The following is a 17,025-nucleotide window of genomic DNA, read 5'->3' on the forward strand; positions in this document are numbered from 1 at the left end:
CTAACCCAATAGCAGAAAATATAGAAAGCCTGACGCTCGCAATCCGCATTTGAGTGCCTTTTCCATCCGGTTGTTGACCGTTATCCAGCGACATAGGTCGAGGTTATAAAGGTCTAAAAAATGGAAATTTGAACAAAATTCTCGCATTTCCTTGCCGAAAGCCAATTATTAGACCAATATTTCAACAGTTGACCAATCTGGATGGATTCACTTGGTTATTGTTATTTAACAGATTTACCACTGTTAAATTGTTGGGATTGTGGCCCATGCCTTGATGTCTGTCCAACAGTTAAGATGGAATTTTAACCAGTACCTATATGACAGACTTGAACATAAATCAGTATCTGACTGCCATATCGGATGAAGCGCCGTCCGGAGACAATTTGGAGTATGAGCAATCATTCACCGAATTAGAACGCCTCGCCCGTGGTAAACCTGAACAGATTCTTGGCGATGCCAAAGTAGATGCGGAGCCGCCTGACTGGCGGGCAGTCCGTAAGAGTGCTTTGACTCTGCTGGATACCAGCCGGGATTTGCGCCTGGCTATATTTCTTTGTCGCGCTTTATTAAACCTCGAAGGACTGGCTGGCTTCAGACAAGGGCTGGCGCTTACAGATGGCCTGCTACAACAATTCTGGCCGACATTGCATCCTCAACTCGACCCCGATGACGACAATGATCCGGTACTGCGTATCAATACCTTACTGACCTTATGCGACAGAGAGGCAACCTTATCGACGCTGTATCGTGCCCCTCTTACTGTGTCTCGTTTGTTTGGTCCTATCGGACTGCGTCAGGTGCAAATTGCCAAAGGCATCATAAGCGATGACGGTCAACAAGGGGAAACACCGGACCTTGCCGGTGTATCAGCCGCTTTTATGGATTGCCCCATTGATGACTTAAAGCAGACAGCAGAGGATTTAAGCAGCAGCATCGATTCTGTTAAAGCCATAGACAACTTTCTCACCACCACCTTAGGCGCCAGTCAGGCGCCTGATCTCAGTGCATTGCTAGCTCCTCTCAATGATGCTCAAGTCGTTGTCAATGAATATCTGGCCAGAAGGGGGCAGGACACTGATACCCCAGTTGCAGGAGAAAATGGGGAAACGGCCGGGGAGATCCAGCAAGTGCAGCAACCAAACAACAGCGGCGAGATTAACAGCAGGGAAGATGCCACCAGGCAGATGGACAGAATTATTGAATATTTTCGCCGCCATGAACCTTCCAGCCCTGTGCCTTTACTGCTGCAACGGGCTAAACGACTAGCCACCCTGGATTTCCTAGAGATCCTTCGCGATATGGCGCCAGACGGACTGCAGCAGGCGAGGAATGCTGGCGGTCTGGACAAATCTGGCCTAGATGATGATTCCTGACTATGTTTAAACCTTTACCGTAAGGAGTACAAGAAATGGCCAAGGCAAGCAGCCAGAAGTTTATTGCAAGAAACCGTGCGCCAAGAGTTCAAATTGAATACGACGTCGAACTATACGGCGCAGAAAAGAAAATTCAGTTGCCCTTTGTGATGGGGGTTATGGCTGATCTGTCGGGCAAGCCCAACGAGCCTTTGCCGCCTGTAGCAGACCGTAAAGCACTGGAAATAGACGTAGACAATTTTGATGACCGACTCAAGGCCATTAAGCCCAGAGTGGCCTTCCAGGTGCCCAATACTCTTACCGGAGAAGGCAATCTGAGCATCGATATCAGCTTTGACAGCATGGACGATTTTTCACCTGCAGCAGTGGCTCGCAAGGTGGACGGCTTGAAAGAACTGTTGGAAGCAAGAACCCAACTGTCAAATCTGATTACCTACATGGACGGCAAAACCGGCGCCGAGGAACTGATCGGCAAAATTATGAATGATTCGGCACTGCTGCAGTCTTTGCTGGCAGAGAAAAAACCGGCCAGTGAATAACGGGCAAAACGGAACATGGAGTATTTGTCATCATGACTGAACTAAAGAACGAAGCTCAGCAAGAAGTTGCAGAAAAAATTGAAGCCAATGATTTCCAGTCGCTGTTGCAAAAAGAATTTAAACCTAAGTCAGAACGTTCAAAAGAAGCCGTAGAAACAGCAGTGCAAACGCTGGCTGAACAGCTGTTAAAAGACACCGCGGTTATCTCTTCGGATGTTATAGGCACGATTCAGGCTCTGATTGCTGAAATCGATCAAAAATTGTCAGATCAGGTTAACCTGATTCTCCACCATGAAGACTTTCAGAAGTTGGAAGGTACCTGGCGCGGATTGCACCATTTAGTGAACAACACCGAAACCGATGAAATGCTGAAAATTCGGGTAATGAATATCAGCAAGAATGACTTGGGTAAAACCCTGAAAAAATTCAAAGGCACGGCTTGGGACCAAAGCCCCATCTTCAAGAAAATCTATGAAGAGGAGTATGGTCAGTTTGGTGGTGAACCCTATGGCTGCATTATCGGCGACTACTACTTCAGTCATAGCCCACAAGATGTAGAACTACTGGGGGAAATGGCACAAGTCTCGGCGGCCTGCCATGCGCCATTTATTTCCGCAGCGGACCCGTATTTACTGCAAATGGATTCCTGGCAGGAACTCAGCAATCCAAGGGATTTAACCAAAATTTTCCAGACGCCGGAATATGCTGCCTGGCGGTCATTGCGGGAATCAGATGACTCACGCTTCTTGGGTTTGACCATGCCTAGAGTTCTGGCCAGATTACCTTATGGTTCAAAAACCGATCCGGTCGAGGAATTTGATTTTGAGGAAGACACCGAAGGGGCCGATCACTATAAGTACACTTGGGCTAACTCCGCTTATGCCATGGGCGTTAATATTAATCGCTCATTTAAAATGTTCGGCTGGTGCTCACGGATTCGCGGAATAGAATCCGGCGGCGCAGTAGAGGGCCTGCCTACCCATACCTTCCCCACGGATGACGGTGGTGTGGACATGAAATGTCCCACCGAAATCGCCATCAGTGACCGTCGTGAAGCTGAGCTGGCCAAAAATGGCTTTATGCCACTAGTGCATAAGAAAAACTCCGACTTTGCCGCATTTATCGGCGCGCAATCTTTGCAGAAGCCCTTTGAATATGACGATCCCGATGCCACTGCCAACGCAAACTTAGCGGCGCGTTTGCCCTATCTTTTTGCCAGTTGCAGATTTGCCCACTATCTTAAATGTATCGTCAGAGACAAGATCGGCTCATTCAAGGAAAGAGAGGCCATGCAGAAATGGCTGCAGAAATGGATTATGAATTATGTGGATGGAGATCCAGCCAATTCCACCGAAGAAACCAAAGCCAGAAAACCCCTTGCTGCCGCAGAAGTGGTAGTAGAGGAAGTGGAAGGTAATCCGGGTTATTACACTTCTAAGTTTTTCTTGAGACCTCACTACCAGTTGGAAGGGTTAACGGTCTCACTAAGGTTGGTATCACGCCTGCCGTCTGCGAAGAGTGCTTGATATCGCGTAAATGTGACGTAAGTAACGAGCAATACTGCTCAGAATGGAAATGAAACAAGAGGAGAGTCGTCATGGCAGTTGATATGTTCATCAAGATTGAAGGTATCGATGGAGAGTCTAAGGATAAGGCCCATAGTAAGGAAATAGACGTACTTGCATGGAGCTGGGGAATGTCACAGTCAGGAAGTATGCACGTTGGTGGCGGCGGTGGTGCCGGCAAGGTCAATGTGCAGGACATGTCATTTACCCATTGGTTTGATAAAGCCTCAGCCAACCTGATGCTTTACTGTGCCAATGGTAAGCATATTCCCAAGGCCACACTAGTGGTGAGAAAAGCCGGGGAAAATCCGTTGGAGTATATCAAGATTACAATGACGGATGTGTTGGTTACCTCTGTCAGCACCGGTGGCAGCGGTGGAGAGGACAGACTGACTGAAAATGTCAGCCTGAACTTCGCCAAGGTTAAGGTGGAATATCAAGAGCAGGCTAAAGATGGTACCGGTCAGGCTGGTCCAGAGTTTGGCTGGAATATTGAAGAAAACACCACGGCCTGATTGTAGTCGCACCAAAGCCCGGTCTCTGGCCGGGTTTTGGCTTGTTTACCCCTGGCGGATTTGTCTTTATGTCTAATGCCGAACAATGCCTCAAGCAAGGAGACCTGCCTGCGGCCCTGAAAGAACTGCAAGCGGCCATAAAAAGCCAACCAGCAAAACTGGAGTTACGTGTTTTTTTGTTCCAACTTCTGGCGCTCAGTGGCCAGTGGAACCGGGCGCTATCACAATTGGAAGTGATTAAAAACCTCGATGACAGTGCGCTTGCCATGTATCACACCTACAAACCCGCATTGTTTGCCGAAGCCATGCGCGAAGAGGTATTCGCGGGACGGCGCTCTCCGATGTTATTTGGTCAGCCGGAAAACTGGATGGCACTCTGTATTCAGGCATTAGCAGCGTCAGCACAACAGCAATATGAACAGGCACAAAGCCTCAGACAACAGGCATTTGAGCAAGCGCCTGTCTCACCGGGGCAAATTGACAATCAGGATTTTCAATGGATTGCCGATGCCGACAGCCGCATCGGGCCATTTCTGGAAGCCGTGGTGAAAGGGACTTATTACTGGATCCCATTTTGCAGAATTCAGGCCATAGAACTTCAAGCCCCTGAAGATCTTCGCGATATGGTCTGGCAACCCGCCCATCTGACCTGGACAAATGGCGGCCAGGAAGTCGCACTGTTACCCAGCCGCTATGCTGGTTCGCACAACAGTGAAGACGCGCAAATTCAGTTGGCGCGCAAAACTGATTGGTTGCCTTGCGCCGGTGAATACCACGGTGCAGGTCAGCGAATGTTGACTACTGATGTAGATGACTATCCCCTCCTTAGTATCCGTCACATTCAGTTCAATAACGATTAAACAGTACTGGTAGACAGGAGCAAGGAAGATGGCGGAACTCTACCAACAACACAAATTGCAGCCTTCGCTGCTGGATCGGCTGACCGATGACGTGTTGTTGCAGCAAACCCCTGATGGACAATCAGCCAAGTCCACAGATCAAATAGAAAAATTCTACATTAATGCGCGCAAACTCAGAGAAGTGGTGATACGCGATCTGGCCTGGTTACTTAATACGGTTAACCTGGATGCAGTGATGGACCTGACAGATTTCCCGAATGTGTCCAAATCAGTGGTTAACTTTGGTGTGCCCGAGCTGACAGGCAGCATCATCTCACAGTTAGATGCCGCCAGCCTGGAGAAGAAGCTGCAGCGTATTATCTTGTGCTATGAGCCAAGAATTTTACCTAACACATTAAAAATAAAGGTAAAAAAAACTGATCAAATGTCCCGCAATGCTCTGCGGTTTGAAATCGAATGTGATATCTGGGGGCAACCGGTACCAGAACATTTAAGCGTACAGTCTGAATTGGATCTGGATACGGGTTCTGTCTCTTTGCAACAACGAAAAGCGGGCTGATATGGATCCATTATTTCTCAGGCATTATGAAAGAGAATTGCAGTTTGTCCGTGAAATGGGCGCAGAGTATGCCCGCGAGTTTCCGCGCATCGCCGGGCGATTGGGTATCGATGGGGTGGAAACCGCCGATCCCTATGTGGAAAGGCTGTATGAGGGATTTGCCTTCCTGGCCGCCCGACTGCATATGCGCCTCGATGCAGAATATCCTAAGTTTACCCAGAATCTGCTGAATATTGTTTACCCCCAGTACCTGGCCCCCACCCCCTCCATTGCGATTGCGCAGATTACCCCCGAAGCACAAGCCAGCCTGGAACAAGGCTGCTTAATTCCGCGCAATACTGCGTTTAAGGCTAACCGGCGCGAAGGGGATCAGAGCGCTTGCGAATACAGAAGTTGCCATGATGTTACCCTGTGGCCGGTGGCCATCAGCGAAGCCAGCTATTTTACCAACATGGCGCTGGTGAAAGATGTGCCATTAGGAAAAAATAAAGCCAAGGCAGGTCTGCGCTTAACCCTGCAAAGTACCGACGAACAACCCATCCCTGTTGGCTTTCTTAACTGCATCAACCTGTTTCTGGCCGGTCACAATCATCTTGCCGTACGGCTTTACGAACAACTGTTTGCCAATGCCTGCGCCATCGTAGCGCGCCCTGCCACAACCGATCAGAATTGGCAACAAGTGTTTCCTGTCAGCCACCTGCATCAAACAGGTCTGGATGCAGAGCAAAGTCTGTTTCCGGAAGATGCCAGGGGATTTTCTGGTTACCGGATGTTGAGGGAGTATTTCGCATTCCCCGATCGCCTGCTGTTTGCTGAACTACGCGATCTGGCCACGAAACTGGCCCCTTACCGCGCCACCGAGTTGCAGTTGTTAATTCTGTTTGACCGGGTAGACAGCGAGTTAGAGCAGCGTTTATCCGCCGAGGATTTCGCACTGTTTTGCACTCCGGTTATAAACCTGTTCCCGAAACGCTCCGATCGCATTCACCTCAACACCAGAGACGAGGAATACCACCTGGTGATTGACAGAACCAGGCCACTGGACTTTGAAGTGTTTCAAATCAATAAGGTACAGGGTTACGGCGACCAGACTGACGATCAAAAAGAATTTTTACCCTTTTACGCTTGTTATGACCTCACCGATTATCCGCAACACTGTGCTTTTTATACCTCGCGCCTGGAGCGTCGTTTGTTATCCACACATCAGCGTCGGCATGGCCCGCGCTCCAATTATATAGGCAGCGAAACCTATGTTTCACTGGTGGATAATCGGGAGAAAGCTTTCCAGTTGGATTTCAAACAACTGGAAGTACATACTCTGTGTACTAACCGCGACTTACCCATCCATATGCCGGTTGGTAAAGGCATAACAGATTTTACCCTGGAAGTCAGTGCACCGGTGGCTTGCATACGTTGTATAAAAGGCCCAAGTAAGCCGAAGCCTTCACTGGCTCATGAACAGGGTGAATCGGCATGGCGCCTGATAAACCAATTGTCGCTTAACTACTTGTCTCTTGCCGACGAAGCACAGGGGGCAGCGACCTTACGCAGCATCCTCAAGCTTTATGGTGATCAGCAGGACCCGGTCATCAGCAAGCAAATTGATGGGCTAAGTACTATCAGTTGCAAAGCGGTTACCAGACGCAATCCGGGGGCAGGTCCCATTGCCTTTATCAAAGGACTGGAAATTACTCTGACCTTTGATGAGAGCGCTTTTGCCGGTTCAAACTGCTTTTTGCTCGGGGCGGTGCTGGAACGCTTCTTTGCCTTGTATACCTCTATCAATTCATTTACTCAAACCCTGGTAAAAACCCAGGAACGCGGGGAGATCGCCAGATGGCCGATAAGAGCAGGGCAGCGCCAGATCCTCTGAGTCTGTACCGGCAGATGCAAGAGGAACCATTCCGTTTTGGTTTCTACTCTGCCGTGCGCAGAATTGAGCGGGTACTGCCAGGCACTGAACAACTTGGCCGCACGGCCAGGCCAAAGGATGACGTGATACGATTTGGCCAAACTCCATCCATGACCTTCGCTCCTTCCACTTTAGCCGAATTTAGTCTGTCAGCCGGGCAAAAACCCAAACTGGATGTGTACTTCTTTGGTCTGTACGGGCCAAACGGCCCTCTACCACTGCATTTAACCGAGTATGTACGGGATCGTCAACGCAACCACGCCGATCACAGTCTGGCCCGTTTTACCGATGTATTCCATCACCGCTTTCTGACCTTCTTCTATCGCAGTTGGGCCGATGCCCAGCCCACGGTGAACCTGGACCGCCCCAAAACTGACCGGTTTGTGATGCGTATCGGCAGTCTGATGGGGCTGGGCCTTGTTGAAAGCCGCGGACGCGACAGCATTCCTGATTTTGCCAAGCTGCATCTGGCCGCCAGATTCGCGCAGCGTAACAGAAATGCAGAAGGGTTATGCGCCATTCTGACCCTCTACTTTCAGTTGCCGGTGCAGTTGCAACAATTCGTTGGTCAATGGCTACCCATTGATCGTGAAGATCAGCTATGTCTTGGTGCAAACCCTCAGGCCAACCAGTTGGGCCTGACCAGCAATCTTGGCAGCAGAGTCTGGCAATGTCAGGGCAAGTTCCGCTTAATCATCGGCCCGATGAGCCTGACCCAATATCAAGCCTTCCTGCCGGGTGGGCAGAGTTTGCAAAGGCTGAAGGATCTCGTCCGGCATTATCTGAACCATGAGCTGGACTGGGATGTGAGATTAATTCTGGCGCGCCATCAGGCCGAAGCGGCCTGCCTGGGGCAGAGCACAACACTGGGCTGGACAAGTTGGATGTTTAAAGGCTTGCCCGCAGGGGATTTGCAGGACCTGACCTTAGAAGGCCAGGCGTAAAATTATACGGGAGATAAACCAATGTCCGAAATCAGTCGCACCACCCTGTTTGGTAAGCTGAACAAGCTGTCCTATAAAGCCATAGAAGGCGCCACGGTATTTTGCAAAATGCGCGGTAATCCCTATGTTGAACTGGTGCATTGGCTGCAGCAAATACTGCAACTGCAGGACTCCGATCTGCACCGGATTATCAAATACTTTGAGCTCAATCCAGCCACCCTGGCCAAAGATATCACCGAAGCTTTGGATGCTTTACCCAGAGGCTCCACCTCGATTACCGATTTGTCTGCCCATCTGGAAGAAGCCGTAGAAAGAGCCTGGGTTTACGGCAGCCTGATGTTTAATGAAGCACAGATCCGTACCGGTTATTTAATGGTTGGCCTGGTAAAAACCCGTTCGCTGATGAATAACCTCAGGGCTATCAGCGGCGAGTTTGCCAAAATAGACAGCGAGAGCCTGACCAGTCGTTTTGCTGGCATAGTTCAGGGTTCACCAGAAACAGGGTTAACGGCCACAGACGGATTTTCATCGGCAGCACCAGGGGAAGCCAGCGGTGCGATGGCACCGGCGCAAATGGGCAAGAAAGAAGCTCTGCAACGTTTTACCGTCGATCTGACCGCGCAGGCGGCCTCTGGTGATATGGACCCCATAGTCGGGCGCGACGAGGAAATTCGGCAGATTGTGGATATTCTGATGCGGCGCCGGCAAAACAACCCCATTCTGACCGGCGAGGCTGGGGTGGGTAAAACCGCTGTGGTGGAAGGCTTTGCCCAGCGCATTGCCGCTGGTGATGTGCCACCGCCGCTCAAAGACGTGGAACTCAGAGTGCTGGATGTAGGCCTGTTGCAGGCTGGCGCCAGTATGAAAGGTGAGTTCGAGGAACGTCTTAAGCAAGTGATTGAAGAAGTTCAGTCGTCTGAAAAGCCCATTATCCTGTTTATTGACGAAGCCCATACGCTGGTGGGGGCTGGAGGTGCAGCCGGGACCGGAGACGCAGCCAACCTGCTGAAACCTGCACTGGCCAGGGGGACCCTGCGCACTATTGCTGCCACCACCTGGGCGGAATACAAGAAGCATATTGAAAAAGACCCGGCCCTAACCCGTCGTTTCCAGGTTGTGCAGGTGCCCGAGCCGGACGAAAGCAAAGCCATTCTGATGATGCGTGGGGTGGCCAGTAAACTCGAACAGCACCACAAAGTTCAACTGCTGGATGAAGCCATAGAGGCGGCCGTCAAGCTGTCACATCGCTATATTCCGGCCCGCCAACTGCCAGACAAATCCGTTAGTTTGCTGGATACGGCCTGTGCACGGGTCGCTATCAGCCAGCATGCGGTACCGGCACAGGTAGAAGATACCCGCCGCCGTATTGACGCCCTGCAGGTAGAGCTGGAGATTCTACAACGTGAAACGGCCATGGGCGGTGAACATCAAAACCGCTGCAATAAAGTTACCGAAACCCTGACCGCTGAACAGGCCCTACTGGATGAGCTGGAACAAAAATGGCAGGAAGAGAAGCAACTGGTTGAGCAGATTCTGGCTCTGAGGGCCAGAATTCGCCAGGCCAGAGGCGAAGTCGATACCACATCGCAGGTGAATGAAGATAATACCGACCCGTCTGTTGCAAAAGAGCCGGAAGACGTCAGCACTCTTTTGCAAGACCTTAAAGCCCTGCAAAACGAGTTGGTCCAAATGCAGGGGGAATCGCCTTTGATTCTACCCACAGTAGATGAACAGGCCGTAGCGGCAGTGGTACAGGACTGGACAGGGATCCCGGTTGGCCGGATGGTGAAGGATGAAATTACCACCATTCTGAAGCTGGCCGACACCCTCGAACAGCGGATTATTGGTCAGCGCCATGCCCTGGAAATGATTGCCAGGCGCATCCAGACATCCCGCGCCAAACTGGACAATCCCAACAAACCCATAGGGGTGTTTATGCTGGCCGGTACCTCTGGGGTGGGGAAAACCGAAACCGCTCTGGCCCTGGCAGAAGCCCTGTATGGTGGTGAACACAATGTGATTACCATCAATATGAGCGAATATCAGGAAGCCCATACCGTATCCAGCCTCAAAGGCGCACCTCCGGGTTATGTAGGTTATGGTGAGGGCGGAGTGCTGACCGAAGCTGTCAGACGCAAACCTTACAGTGTGGTATTGCTGGACGAAGTGGAAAAGGCCCATCCCGATGTGCATGAGATCTTCTTCCAGGTATTTGACAAAGGCTGGATGGAAGACGGTGAAGGCAGGGTAATCGATTTTAAAAATACCCTGATACTGCTGACCACTAATGCCGGTACAGAGCTAATCAGCAGCCTTTGCGCCGACCCGGAACTGATGCCTGAACCAGATGGCATCGCCAGCGCATTGCGAGAACCACTACTCAAAGTGTTCCCCCCGGCCTTACTTGGCAGATTGGTGGTCATTCCCTACTACCCTCTGAACGATGACATGATCGCCGCCATTATCCGCCTGCAGCTAGGCCGTATAGAGAAACGTATCCGCCAGAATTACGAAATTCCATTTACCTATGACGATGACGTAGTGAAGCTAATTGGTAAGCGCTGTACCGAGCTGGAAAGCGGCGGCCGTATGGTAGATGCGATACTAACCAACAGCATCCTGCCCACTATTTCCGAAGTATTTTTAAATAATATGCTGGCAGGAAAAGCCGCAGAAAAAGTCCATCTTAAAGTGGAAGATGGGGATTTCAAGTATGAGATATAGCAGCTATGACAAAAGAAAGGAGACAGGGATAGCCCCAATAAAGATGGAAGTGGATTTGGGAATAAAAAAATAAATATCAAGGTGAAAATAAGTATGGAGAAATTTACTGCGGAATAGGGAAGCTTGTAAAGTGAAAAGAAATACGCTTATTCCACTAGTGATCCTATTGTCATTTTTTTCTAAAGGAGTCAACTCCATGGGTTTATTTTCAAAATCAATGTTTACTGAAGTTGAAGGTGTTGTACTACTAAATGGTAAGCCAGTGGAAGGTGCCGAGGTTACCAGTAGCTATGATTGGTCTGTAAAAGATGAGAAAAAGAGTAAAACTGTTATTACTGATTCACATGGCACTTTTCACTTTAAAGAGTGGAAAAGTCAATCAGTACTATCATTAGTTTTTCCAATACAACCAGTTATTTCACAAAAAATAACCATTAATTATAGTGGTCAAGAATACACTGCATGGAGAAATATAAAGAGCACTTACGGTACAGGAGATGAGGTTGGAAAATCTCCAATTAGGATTGAGTGTGAATTAAATTCGGAATTTAAAGAACAAGAAAGCAATGGATTTTATGGAATATGCAAGCTAGCTTCTTAATCCGCATAGTAGCAACAGTTTTTTCGATAACATTACTCTATAATTCGGGAGAAGTATCAGCTATGGAATTTTTAAAACAGTGTTTATTCTCTCCGGTTGAAGGAGTTGTAACTATTGATGGAAGACCTTCGAGTGACGCAATAATAAAAAAGAAGTACAGTTGGGGGAATAAAAAAGAAACTAAGGAGACTGAGACTAAAACCGATATAAATGGAAGTTTCGAATTTGATGCATCTTACAGTTCTTCTGTATTTACTAGTCTATTTCCACATGAGCCACTTATAACCCAGTACATCTACATCGAGCACAATCAAAAAAGCTATTTAGGATGGAGATATGAGAAGGGGAGTTATGATATAGGTGCAGAAACAGGAAAATCTCCTATCAAACTTATTTGTGATTTAATGTGGGAGGAACAGTTTCATAATGATGATAACCCTCTTAGGAGATATCTTGGAATTTGCAGGGTTTTGGAATGATATAAGGAAATTTTATGAATATATTATCTCCACCAGTTTCTTCTGATCTAGCCAGTAGCATCTACAGAGTTACAGAACTTGTTGGCAAGAGTAAATTCCAGAGGCCCCATTACTCTGGATTTATAAAGGATCTGCCACGTGAAGATAGGAAAGTTGTACTCCAAACATTCCGCTCCTTCGAACATCGGTCAGATCGATATCCAGACTGGCATTCCCCCAGCAGAATTGATCTAGTCTGCTATAGACTAGGCGGCTTCACCACGCGAAACCAGGAAAGCATTAGCGGGGGTACTGTTGGATGAACAGAAACCTTCCTATTTCGCTCATTATTTTATTTTCAGTTTTCTCTACAGGAGTTAATGCCATGGGTCTGTTTTCAAAATGTATGTTCTCCGAGGTTGAGGGAGTTGTATTATTTAATGGGACACCGGTGGAAGGAGTCAAGGTGGTAAAAAGCTATAGATGGGGAAACACAGAAGAGACAAGAGAGTATCAATCTGTTACAGATTCAGATGGAAGATTCAGATTTGATGCATCTTTCAGCAATTCATTCACCTTCTCTATTTTTCCTCACGAACCTGTTTTAATTCAATACATAGTATTTAACTACAATAACAAAGAGTATTTAGGATGGAGACACTACAAAGGGGACTATAGTGAATCTGGAGAAACTGGGGTTTCACCAATAAAGCTTAAATGTGACTTATCATGGGAAGAAGAAGAGTACGAAATCCCTGGAAACCATAAGACTTACATAGGAATATGTAGGATAACCAAGGATATTTAAGGATGACTCCATTAAACCCAACATCATCATCTAATATTTCTCAAAACATCTACCAATTTTCAGAATTGGTAGAAGCCAGTCCTAACTCAAGATATTTAAACCCAACCAACAATAATTTTTTTAAGGGGCTTCCTTTAAAAGATAGAAAAGCAGCTAAGATTGGCTTTGAGAAATATGGATTCACCCCTATAGACATTTTTAGAGCTAGAACAGGAATTTTTTCTGGAGAAAGCTCCTGCTTCGGATGCATAGCTTCTGGGATGAGCAATAGCTTGGAAGAAAATCGTTTAGGCGAATCCTTGATTGCAATAAAAGGAACCAGCTCACGAGCAGATATTGCAACTGACCTAAAAACCCTACCAACAAACTTTAACGGTCATATGACCCATCGCGGCTTCGTGCAGACCTTTCGCTCCTTTGAACATCATATTGACCGCTATTTAGACTGGCATTCACCCAGTAAGATTCATCTGGTTGGCCATAGCCTGGGCGGCGCTCTGGCCACCCTGACCGCTTATCATATTGCCAAGCGGGATAGCAGCGGCAAATGCCAGATTAAACTTTATACTTTTGGTGCCCCCAGAGTCGGCTTTACCTCTTTTAATCAGGAGGTGGATAAGCTGATTGGTAAACAGAATATTTACCGGGTTTATCACGATGCCGATGTCGTCAGTATGGTACCAATGTTCCCCTTTTTGCATGTGCATTCTTCTGATTTTTTTGATGGCTACCGTTTGAATTGGATTAATGGGCTGGTATCCGTTCCCGCTCATTATATGAACAACTACATTGCAACAATTAGAAATGCTGATTGGGGAAATATCAAAGGCAGTATTTCAGAAAGAAAAGTGATGAACTGGCTGGATGGTCTGATTCATGCTGGAGTGGGTTTCGTCATGTTCTCTGCGCCGCTGCTGAGTATGATTACTTTGGGTTTGCACTTGATTCTTAAACATATCCACAAACTTGGAGTCAGCAGCCAATTGCCTTCCTACACTACCCCATTAGACACTTTAGCCTGGCTTTTGTATAAAGGAGCAGCGGCAGCGCTGGAGATGTCCAGATGGGTGAGAAACCTGTTGAAAGGGATACTGGCATTTTTGGGGGAACCAATGATAGGCGGTCAAAGCCTGACGGTTATTTTTATTCGGTATTTATTGGGCAGACTGGCCAGTACCATTATGCGTATGGCCACTCAGGCCCTGCAAGCCAGCCAGGCTCAATGGCAAATGCCAATCTTTAAAGCCCAGCCCAACTGGCAAAAGGATCAGGCTCAGGCCTTACGTAAAGGTGCCAGCCCCAGACAAAACGGCTACCGAATTCCGGGGCCTAACAACAGATTGGGGGGACCAAGGCGTGGACCACTGGCAATTTAGAAAACAAGTTATGACTGGGCAAAATGGCAAACAGGAAAGTTATTCAGAGGCTAACTACACTTATTCAATTTAAGCGGGTTTGACGTAACGGGACAAACCGTAATCAGGAGACGATCTCGTGGCAGGGAAAAGACAGGTATCCATAACCACCCCTTTGGGTGATGAGCTGTTGCTGGTATCCATGAGTGGCGAGGAAAACCTTGGCAGATTATTCAGATACGATGTAACCCTCTATGCAAAAAAAGAGGATATTAAAGCCATCGATCTGATAGGCCAGCAAGCCACCATTAAAGTAGAGCTGGAAAACCAGCAATACCGGTACTTTAACGGTTTTATTACGCGCTTTTCCCAACAGGGTAGAGCCACCGAAGGCTATGCCCAATACAGTGCAGAAATTCACCCCTGGCTATGGTTCTTAAACCGTACCGCAGATTGCCGTATCTTTCAGGAAATGACCGTACCGGACATTCTTAAGCAGGTGTTCGCCGACAACGGCTTTACCGACTACGAATTAAAGCTGTCCCGCAGTTATCGCACCTGGGAATACTGTGTGCAGTACCGGGAATCGGATTTATTGTTTGCCATGCGCCTGATGGAGCATGAGGGTATCTATTTTTATTTCAGCCATGAACAGGACAAACATAAACTGATTCTGGCCGATGCGGCCAATGCCCATAGTCCACTGGCTGGAAATTCCACTATTGCCTATCACCTGGCAGGCCTGTTTCAGCGCAAGGAAGACAGCAGTATCGCTAACTGGACCAGTAGCTGTGAAGTGCAAACCGGCTGCTATGCCAGCACCGACTACGACTTTAAAAAACCCAAAAGTGATCTGTCGGCCAATCGCATTATTCAGCGCTCCCATGCCCATGCCGATGCTGAGTACTTTGATTATCCTGGTGAGTACACCGAATCGGCCGATGGTGATAACTATACCCTGACCCGTATTGAAGAAATGCAGGCCGACTTTGAAGTGCATCGCGGCGAAACCGATGCACGAACAATGACCTGTGGAGGCTTGTTTACCCTGAGTGAACACCCCAGGGACGACAGAAACCAGGAGTACCTGATAACCCATTGTCAGTATGAACTGAATGCCAACCCTTATGGCTCGGGCGGCGGTGGCGAACAACCCTTTCAATGCAACTTTACCGCCATTGCCAGTAAAACGCCGTTCAGACCGGCCCGCACCACGGCCCGCCCCGTGGTACAAGGACCGCAAACTGCGGTGGTGGTAGGCCCAGCAGGTGAAGAAATCTACCCGGATAAATACGGCCGCGTTAAAGTTCAGTTTTTCTGGGACAGATACGGCCAGACAGATGAAAACAGTTCCTGCTGGATCAGGGTGGCGCAAACCTGGTCGGGTAAAGCCTGGGGAGCACAGATTATTCCGCGTATTGGCCATGAAGTGATAGTGGAGTTCCTGGAAGGCGATCCGGATAAACCTCTTATAGTTGGCAGTGTGTACAACGCCGACAATATGCCGCCTTACAGCCTGCCGGCCAATAAAACCCAGTCCGGTATTAAAACCCGCAGTTCCCCCGGCGGCAGCGCCAGTAACTTCAATGAAATCCGCATGGAAGATAAAAAGGGCAATGAAGAGCTGTATATCCAGGCGGAAAAAGACGAAAACATCCTGGTTAAAAACAATAAAACCGAAACCGTTGGCGTGGATGAAACCATCGATATTGGCCACGACCGCAGCGATACCATTGGCAATGACGAAACCATTTCGGTGGGTAATAACCGTACCGAGAGCGTCGGCAACGATGAAACCATCAGTATTGGCAATAACCGCACCGAAACCGTAGCCAGCAATGAAACCATCAGCATCGGCGCTAACCGCAGCCGCGATGTGGGCGGTAACGAGTCGGTCAGTATTGGTCAGTCGCGCACTCATACTGTGGCAATTAATGAAGCCATTGCCATAGGTGCAGCTCAGGAAATCGTGATTGGCGGCGCTCAGGCAGTAGAAATAGGTGCGGCACAGAATACCGATGTAGGGCTGAATCAGTTAGTGAGTGTCGGTAAAAACCGCTCGGTGGATGTAGGCGATGACGACAGTCTTAAAGTCGGCAAAAACTTAGTGATAGATGTGGGTGATGCCGTCATCATCAAATGTGGCAAAGCCAGTATTTCCATGAAAAAGGACGGCACCATTAGTATATCCGGCAAGGATATCAGTATAAAAGGCAGCGGTGCCATCGACGTTAAAGCCAGTAAAGATTTAGTGCTTAAAGGTAAGAAAATTCTGCAAAACTAAACGGCCAAACGCAGTCTCAGGGCCAGGATGAAACAAAGAGATGTAGGAGTCGACGATGTTGGAACAAGCAGACAAAATACAAAATAAACGGCCTACGGACGTTACCGTGGGCGCCTTGGTAGGCTTTAGTGCTCAAGGCCATCCATTGGTGGTTTTTGCGGGCAATCCACACCAGCAAGGCCTGGAAGCAAAGAGCACGGTGCAACTGGAAACTGACGATATTGGCTGCCATGTGGCTCTGTTATTTGAAAACGGCGATGCAAAAAAGCCGCTAATCATTGGCCGCATTGTCTCCCCCCAGCCTACTCGCAAACAAAAAACAGAAAACCAGACCCTGAGCGTAAAAATGGACGGCGACACGCTCTGCCTGCACGCCGACCAGCAGATTGAGCTCAAATGCGGCAAAGCCAGCATTACTCTGACCAAAGCTGGCAAGATTTTAATCAGAGGGGCTTATATCCTCAGTCGTTCAAGCGGAGCCAACAGAATCAAGGGTGGCGCCATCCAACTGAACTAAGCAGGGTAGTC

15 protein-coding genes are annotated in these 17,025 nt (G+C 48.4%); all 15 read left to right on the plus strand.

What is annotated here, in order from left to right; genetic code table 11:
• Nucleotides 1–317 precede the first annotated feature (317 nt).
• The 15 genes from tssA to CSR04_RS03145 all read left to right on the plus strand — a co-directional run bounded on the left by tssA (nt 318) and on the right by CSR04_RS03145 (nt 17,014).
• On the plus strand, nt 318–1,373 hold the full coding sequence (gene tssA / locus CSR04_RS03075) for a type VI secretion system protein TssA (protein WP_102794742.1): 1,056 nt from the start codon (nt 318–320) through the stop codon (nt 1,371–1,373).
• Between the two features lie 35 nt (nt 1,374–1,408).
• The gene (gene tssB / locus CSR04_RS03080; RefSeq protein ID WP_102794743.1) at nt 1,409–1,912 is read left to right on the plus strand and encodes a type VI secretion system contractile sheath small subunit; all 504 of its coding nucleotides are present in this window, start codon (nt 1,409–1,411) and stop codon (nt 1,910–1,912) included.
• Nucleotides 1,913–1,944: 32 nt separating this feature from the next.
• Complete coding sequence (tssC, locus tag CSR04_RS03085; RefSeq protein WP_102794744.1) at nt 1,945–3,438, plus strand: type VI secretion system contractile sheath large subunit; 1,494 nt, start codon at nt 1,945–1,947, stop codon at nt 3,436–3,438.
• 71 nt (nt 3,439–3,509) lie between these two features.
• Entirely contained in the window at nt 3,510–3,992 is a 483-nt protein-coding gene (locus CSR04_RS03090) for an Hcp family type VI secretion system effector (RefSeq protein ID WP_102794745.1), read from the plus strand.
• A 68-nt stretch (nt 3,993–4,060) separates the two neighbouring features.
• Nucleotides 4,061–4,852 (plus strand): type VI secretion system accessory protein TagJ, encoded by a 792-nt coding sequence (locus CSR04_RS03095; protein ID WP_102794746.1) that lies wholly within the window; start codon nt 4,061–4,063, stop codon nt 4,850–4,852.
• A gap of 28 nt (nt 4,853–4,880) precedes the next feature.
• Complete coding sequence (gene tssE / locus CSR04_RS03100; protein ID WP_102794747.1) at nt 4,881–5,411, plus strand: type VI secretion system baseplate subunit TssE; 531 nt, start codon at nt 4,881–4,883, stop codon at nt 5,409–5,411.
• A gap of 1 nt (nt 5,412) precedes the next feature.
• Nucleotides 5,413–7,284 carry a type VI secretion system baseplate subunit TssF gene (gene tssF / locus CSR04_RS03105; protein ID WP_102794748.1) on the plus strand — a complete coding sequence of 624 codons (1,872 nt, stop codon included), beginning with the start codon at nt 5,413–5,415 and terminating at the stop codon, nt 7,282–7,284.
• On the plus strand, nt 7,248–8,267 hold the full coding sequence (gene tssG, locus CSR04_RS03110) for a type VI secretion system baseplate subunit TssG (protein ID WP_102794749.1): 1,020 nt from the start codon (nt 7,248–7,250) through the stop codon (nt 8,265–8,267). The genes tssF and tssG overlap by 37 nt, the downstream gene beginning before the upstream one ends.
• Nucleotides 8,268–8,288: 21 nt before the next feature.
• The gene (tssH, locus tag CSR04_RS03115) at nt 8,289–10,991 is read left to right on the plus strand and encodes a type VI secretion system ATPase TssH (protein WP_102794750.1); all 2,703 of its coding nucleotides are present in this window, start codon (nt 8,289–8,291) and stop codon (nt 10,989–10,991) included.
• A 196-nt stretch (nt 10,992–11,187) separates the two neighbouring features.
• Entirely contained in the window at nt 11,188–11,592 is a 405-nt protein-coding gene (locus tag CSR04_RS03120) for a DUF6795 domain-containing protein (RefSeq protein ID WP_102794751.1), read from the plus strand.
• A 62-nt stretch (nt 11,593–11,654) separates the two neighbouring features.
• A complete protein-coding gene (locus CSR04_RS03125) occupies nt 11,655–12,071 on the plus strand; it encodes a DUF6795 domain-containing protein (protein ID WP_146027090.1) in 417 nt (138 codons plus the stop codon).
• Between the two features lie 298 nt (nt 12,072–12,369).
• Nucleotides 12,370–12,858, plus strand: a complete 489-nt coding sequence (locus tag CSR04_RS03130; RefSeq protein ID WP_146027091.1) for a DUF4198 domain-containing protein — start codon at nt 12,370–12,372, stop codon at nt 12,856–12,858.
• A 2-nt stretch (nt 12,859–12,860) separates the two neighbouring features.
• On the plus strand, nt 12,861–14,234 hold the full coding sequence (locus CSR04_RS03135) for a lipase family protein (RefSeq protein WP_102794754.1): 1,374 nt from the start codon (nt 12,861–12,863) through the stop codon (nt 14,232–14,234).
• A gap of 118 nt (nt 14,235–14,352) precedes the next feature.
• The gene (locus tag CSR04_RS03140; protein WP_102794755.1) at nt 14,353–16,497 is read left to right on the plus strand and encodes a type VI secretion system Vgr family protein; all 2,145 of its coding nucleotides are present in this window, start codon (nt 14,353–14,355) and stop codon (nt 16,495–16,497) included.
• Between the two features lie 55 nt (nt 16,498–16,552).
• Nucleotides 16,553–17,014 carry a DUF6484 domain-containing protein gene (locus tag CSR04_RS03145; protein WP_102794756.1) on the plus strand — a complete coding sequence of 154 codons (462 nt, stop codon included), beginning with the start codon at nt 16,553–16,555 and terminating at the stop codon, nt 17,012–17,014.
• Nucleotides 17,015–17,025 lie beyond the last annotated feature (11 nt).

This window comes from Bowmanella denitrificans, from assembly GCF_002887595.1.
Classification (GTDB): domain Bacteria; phylum Pseudomonadota; class Gammaproteobacteria; order Enterobacterales; family Alteromonadaceae; genus Bowmanella; species Bowmanella denitrificans.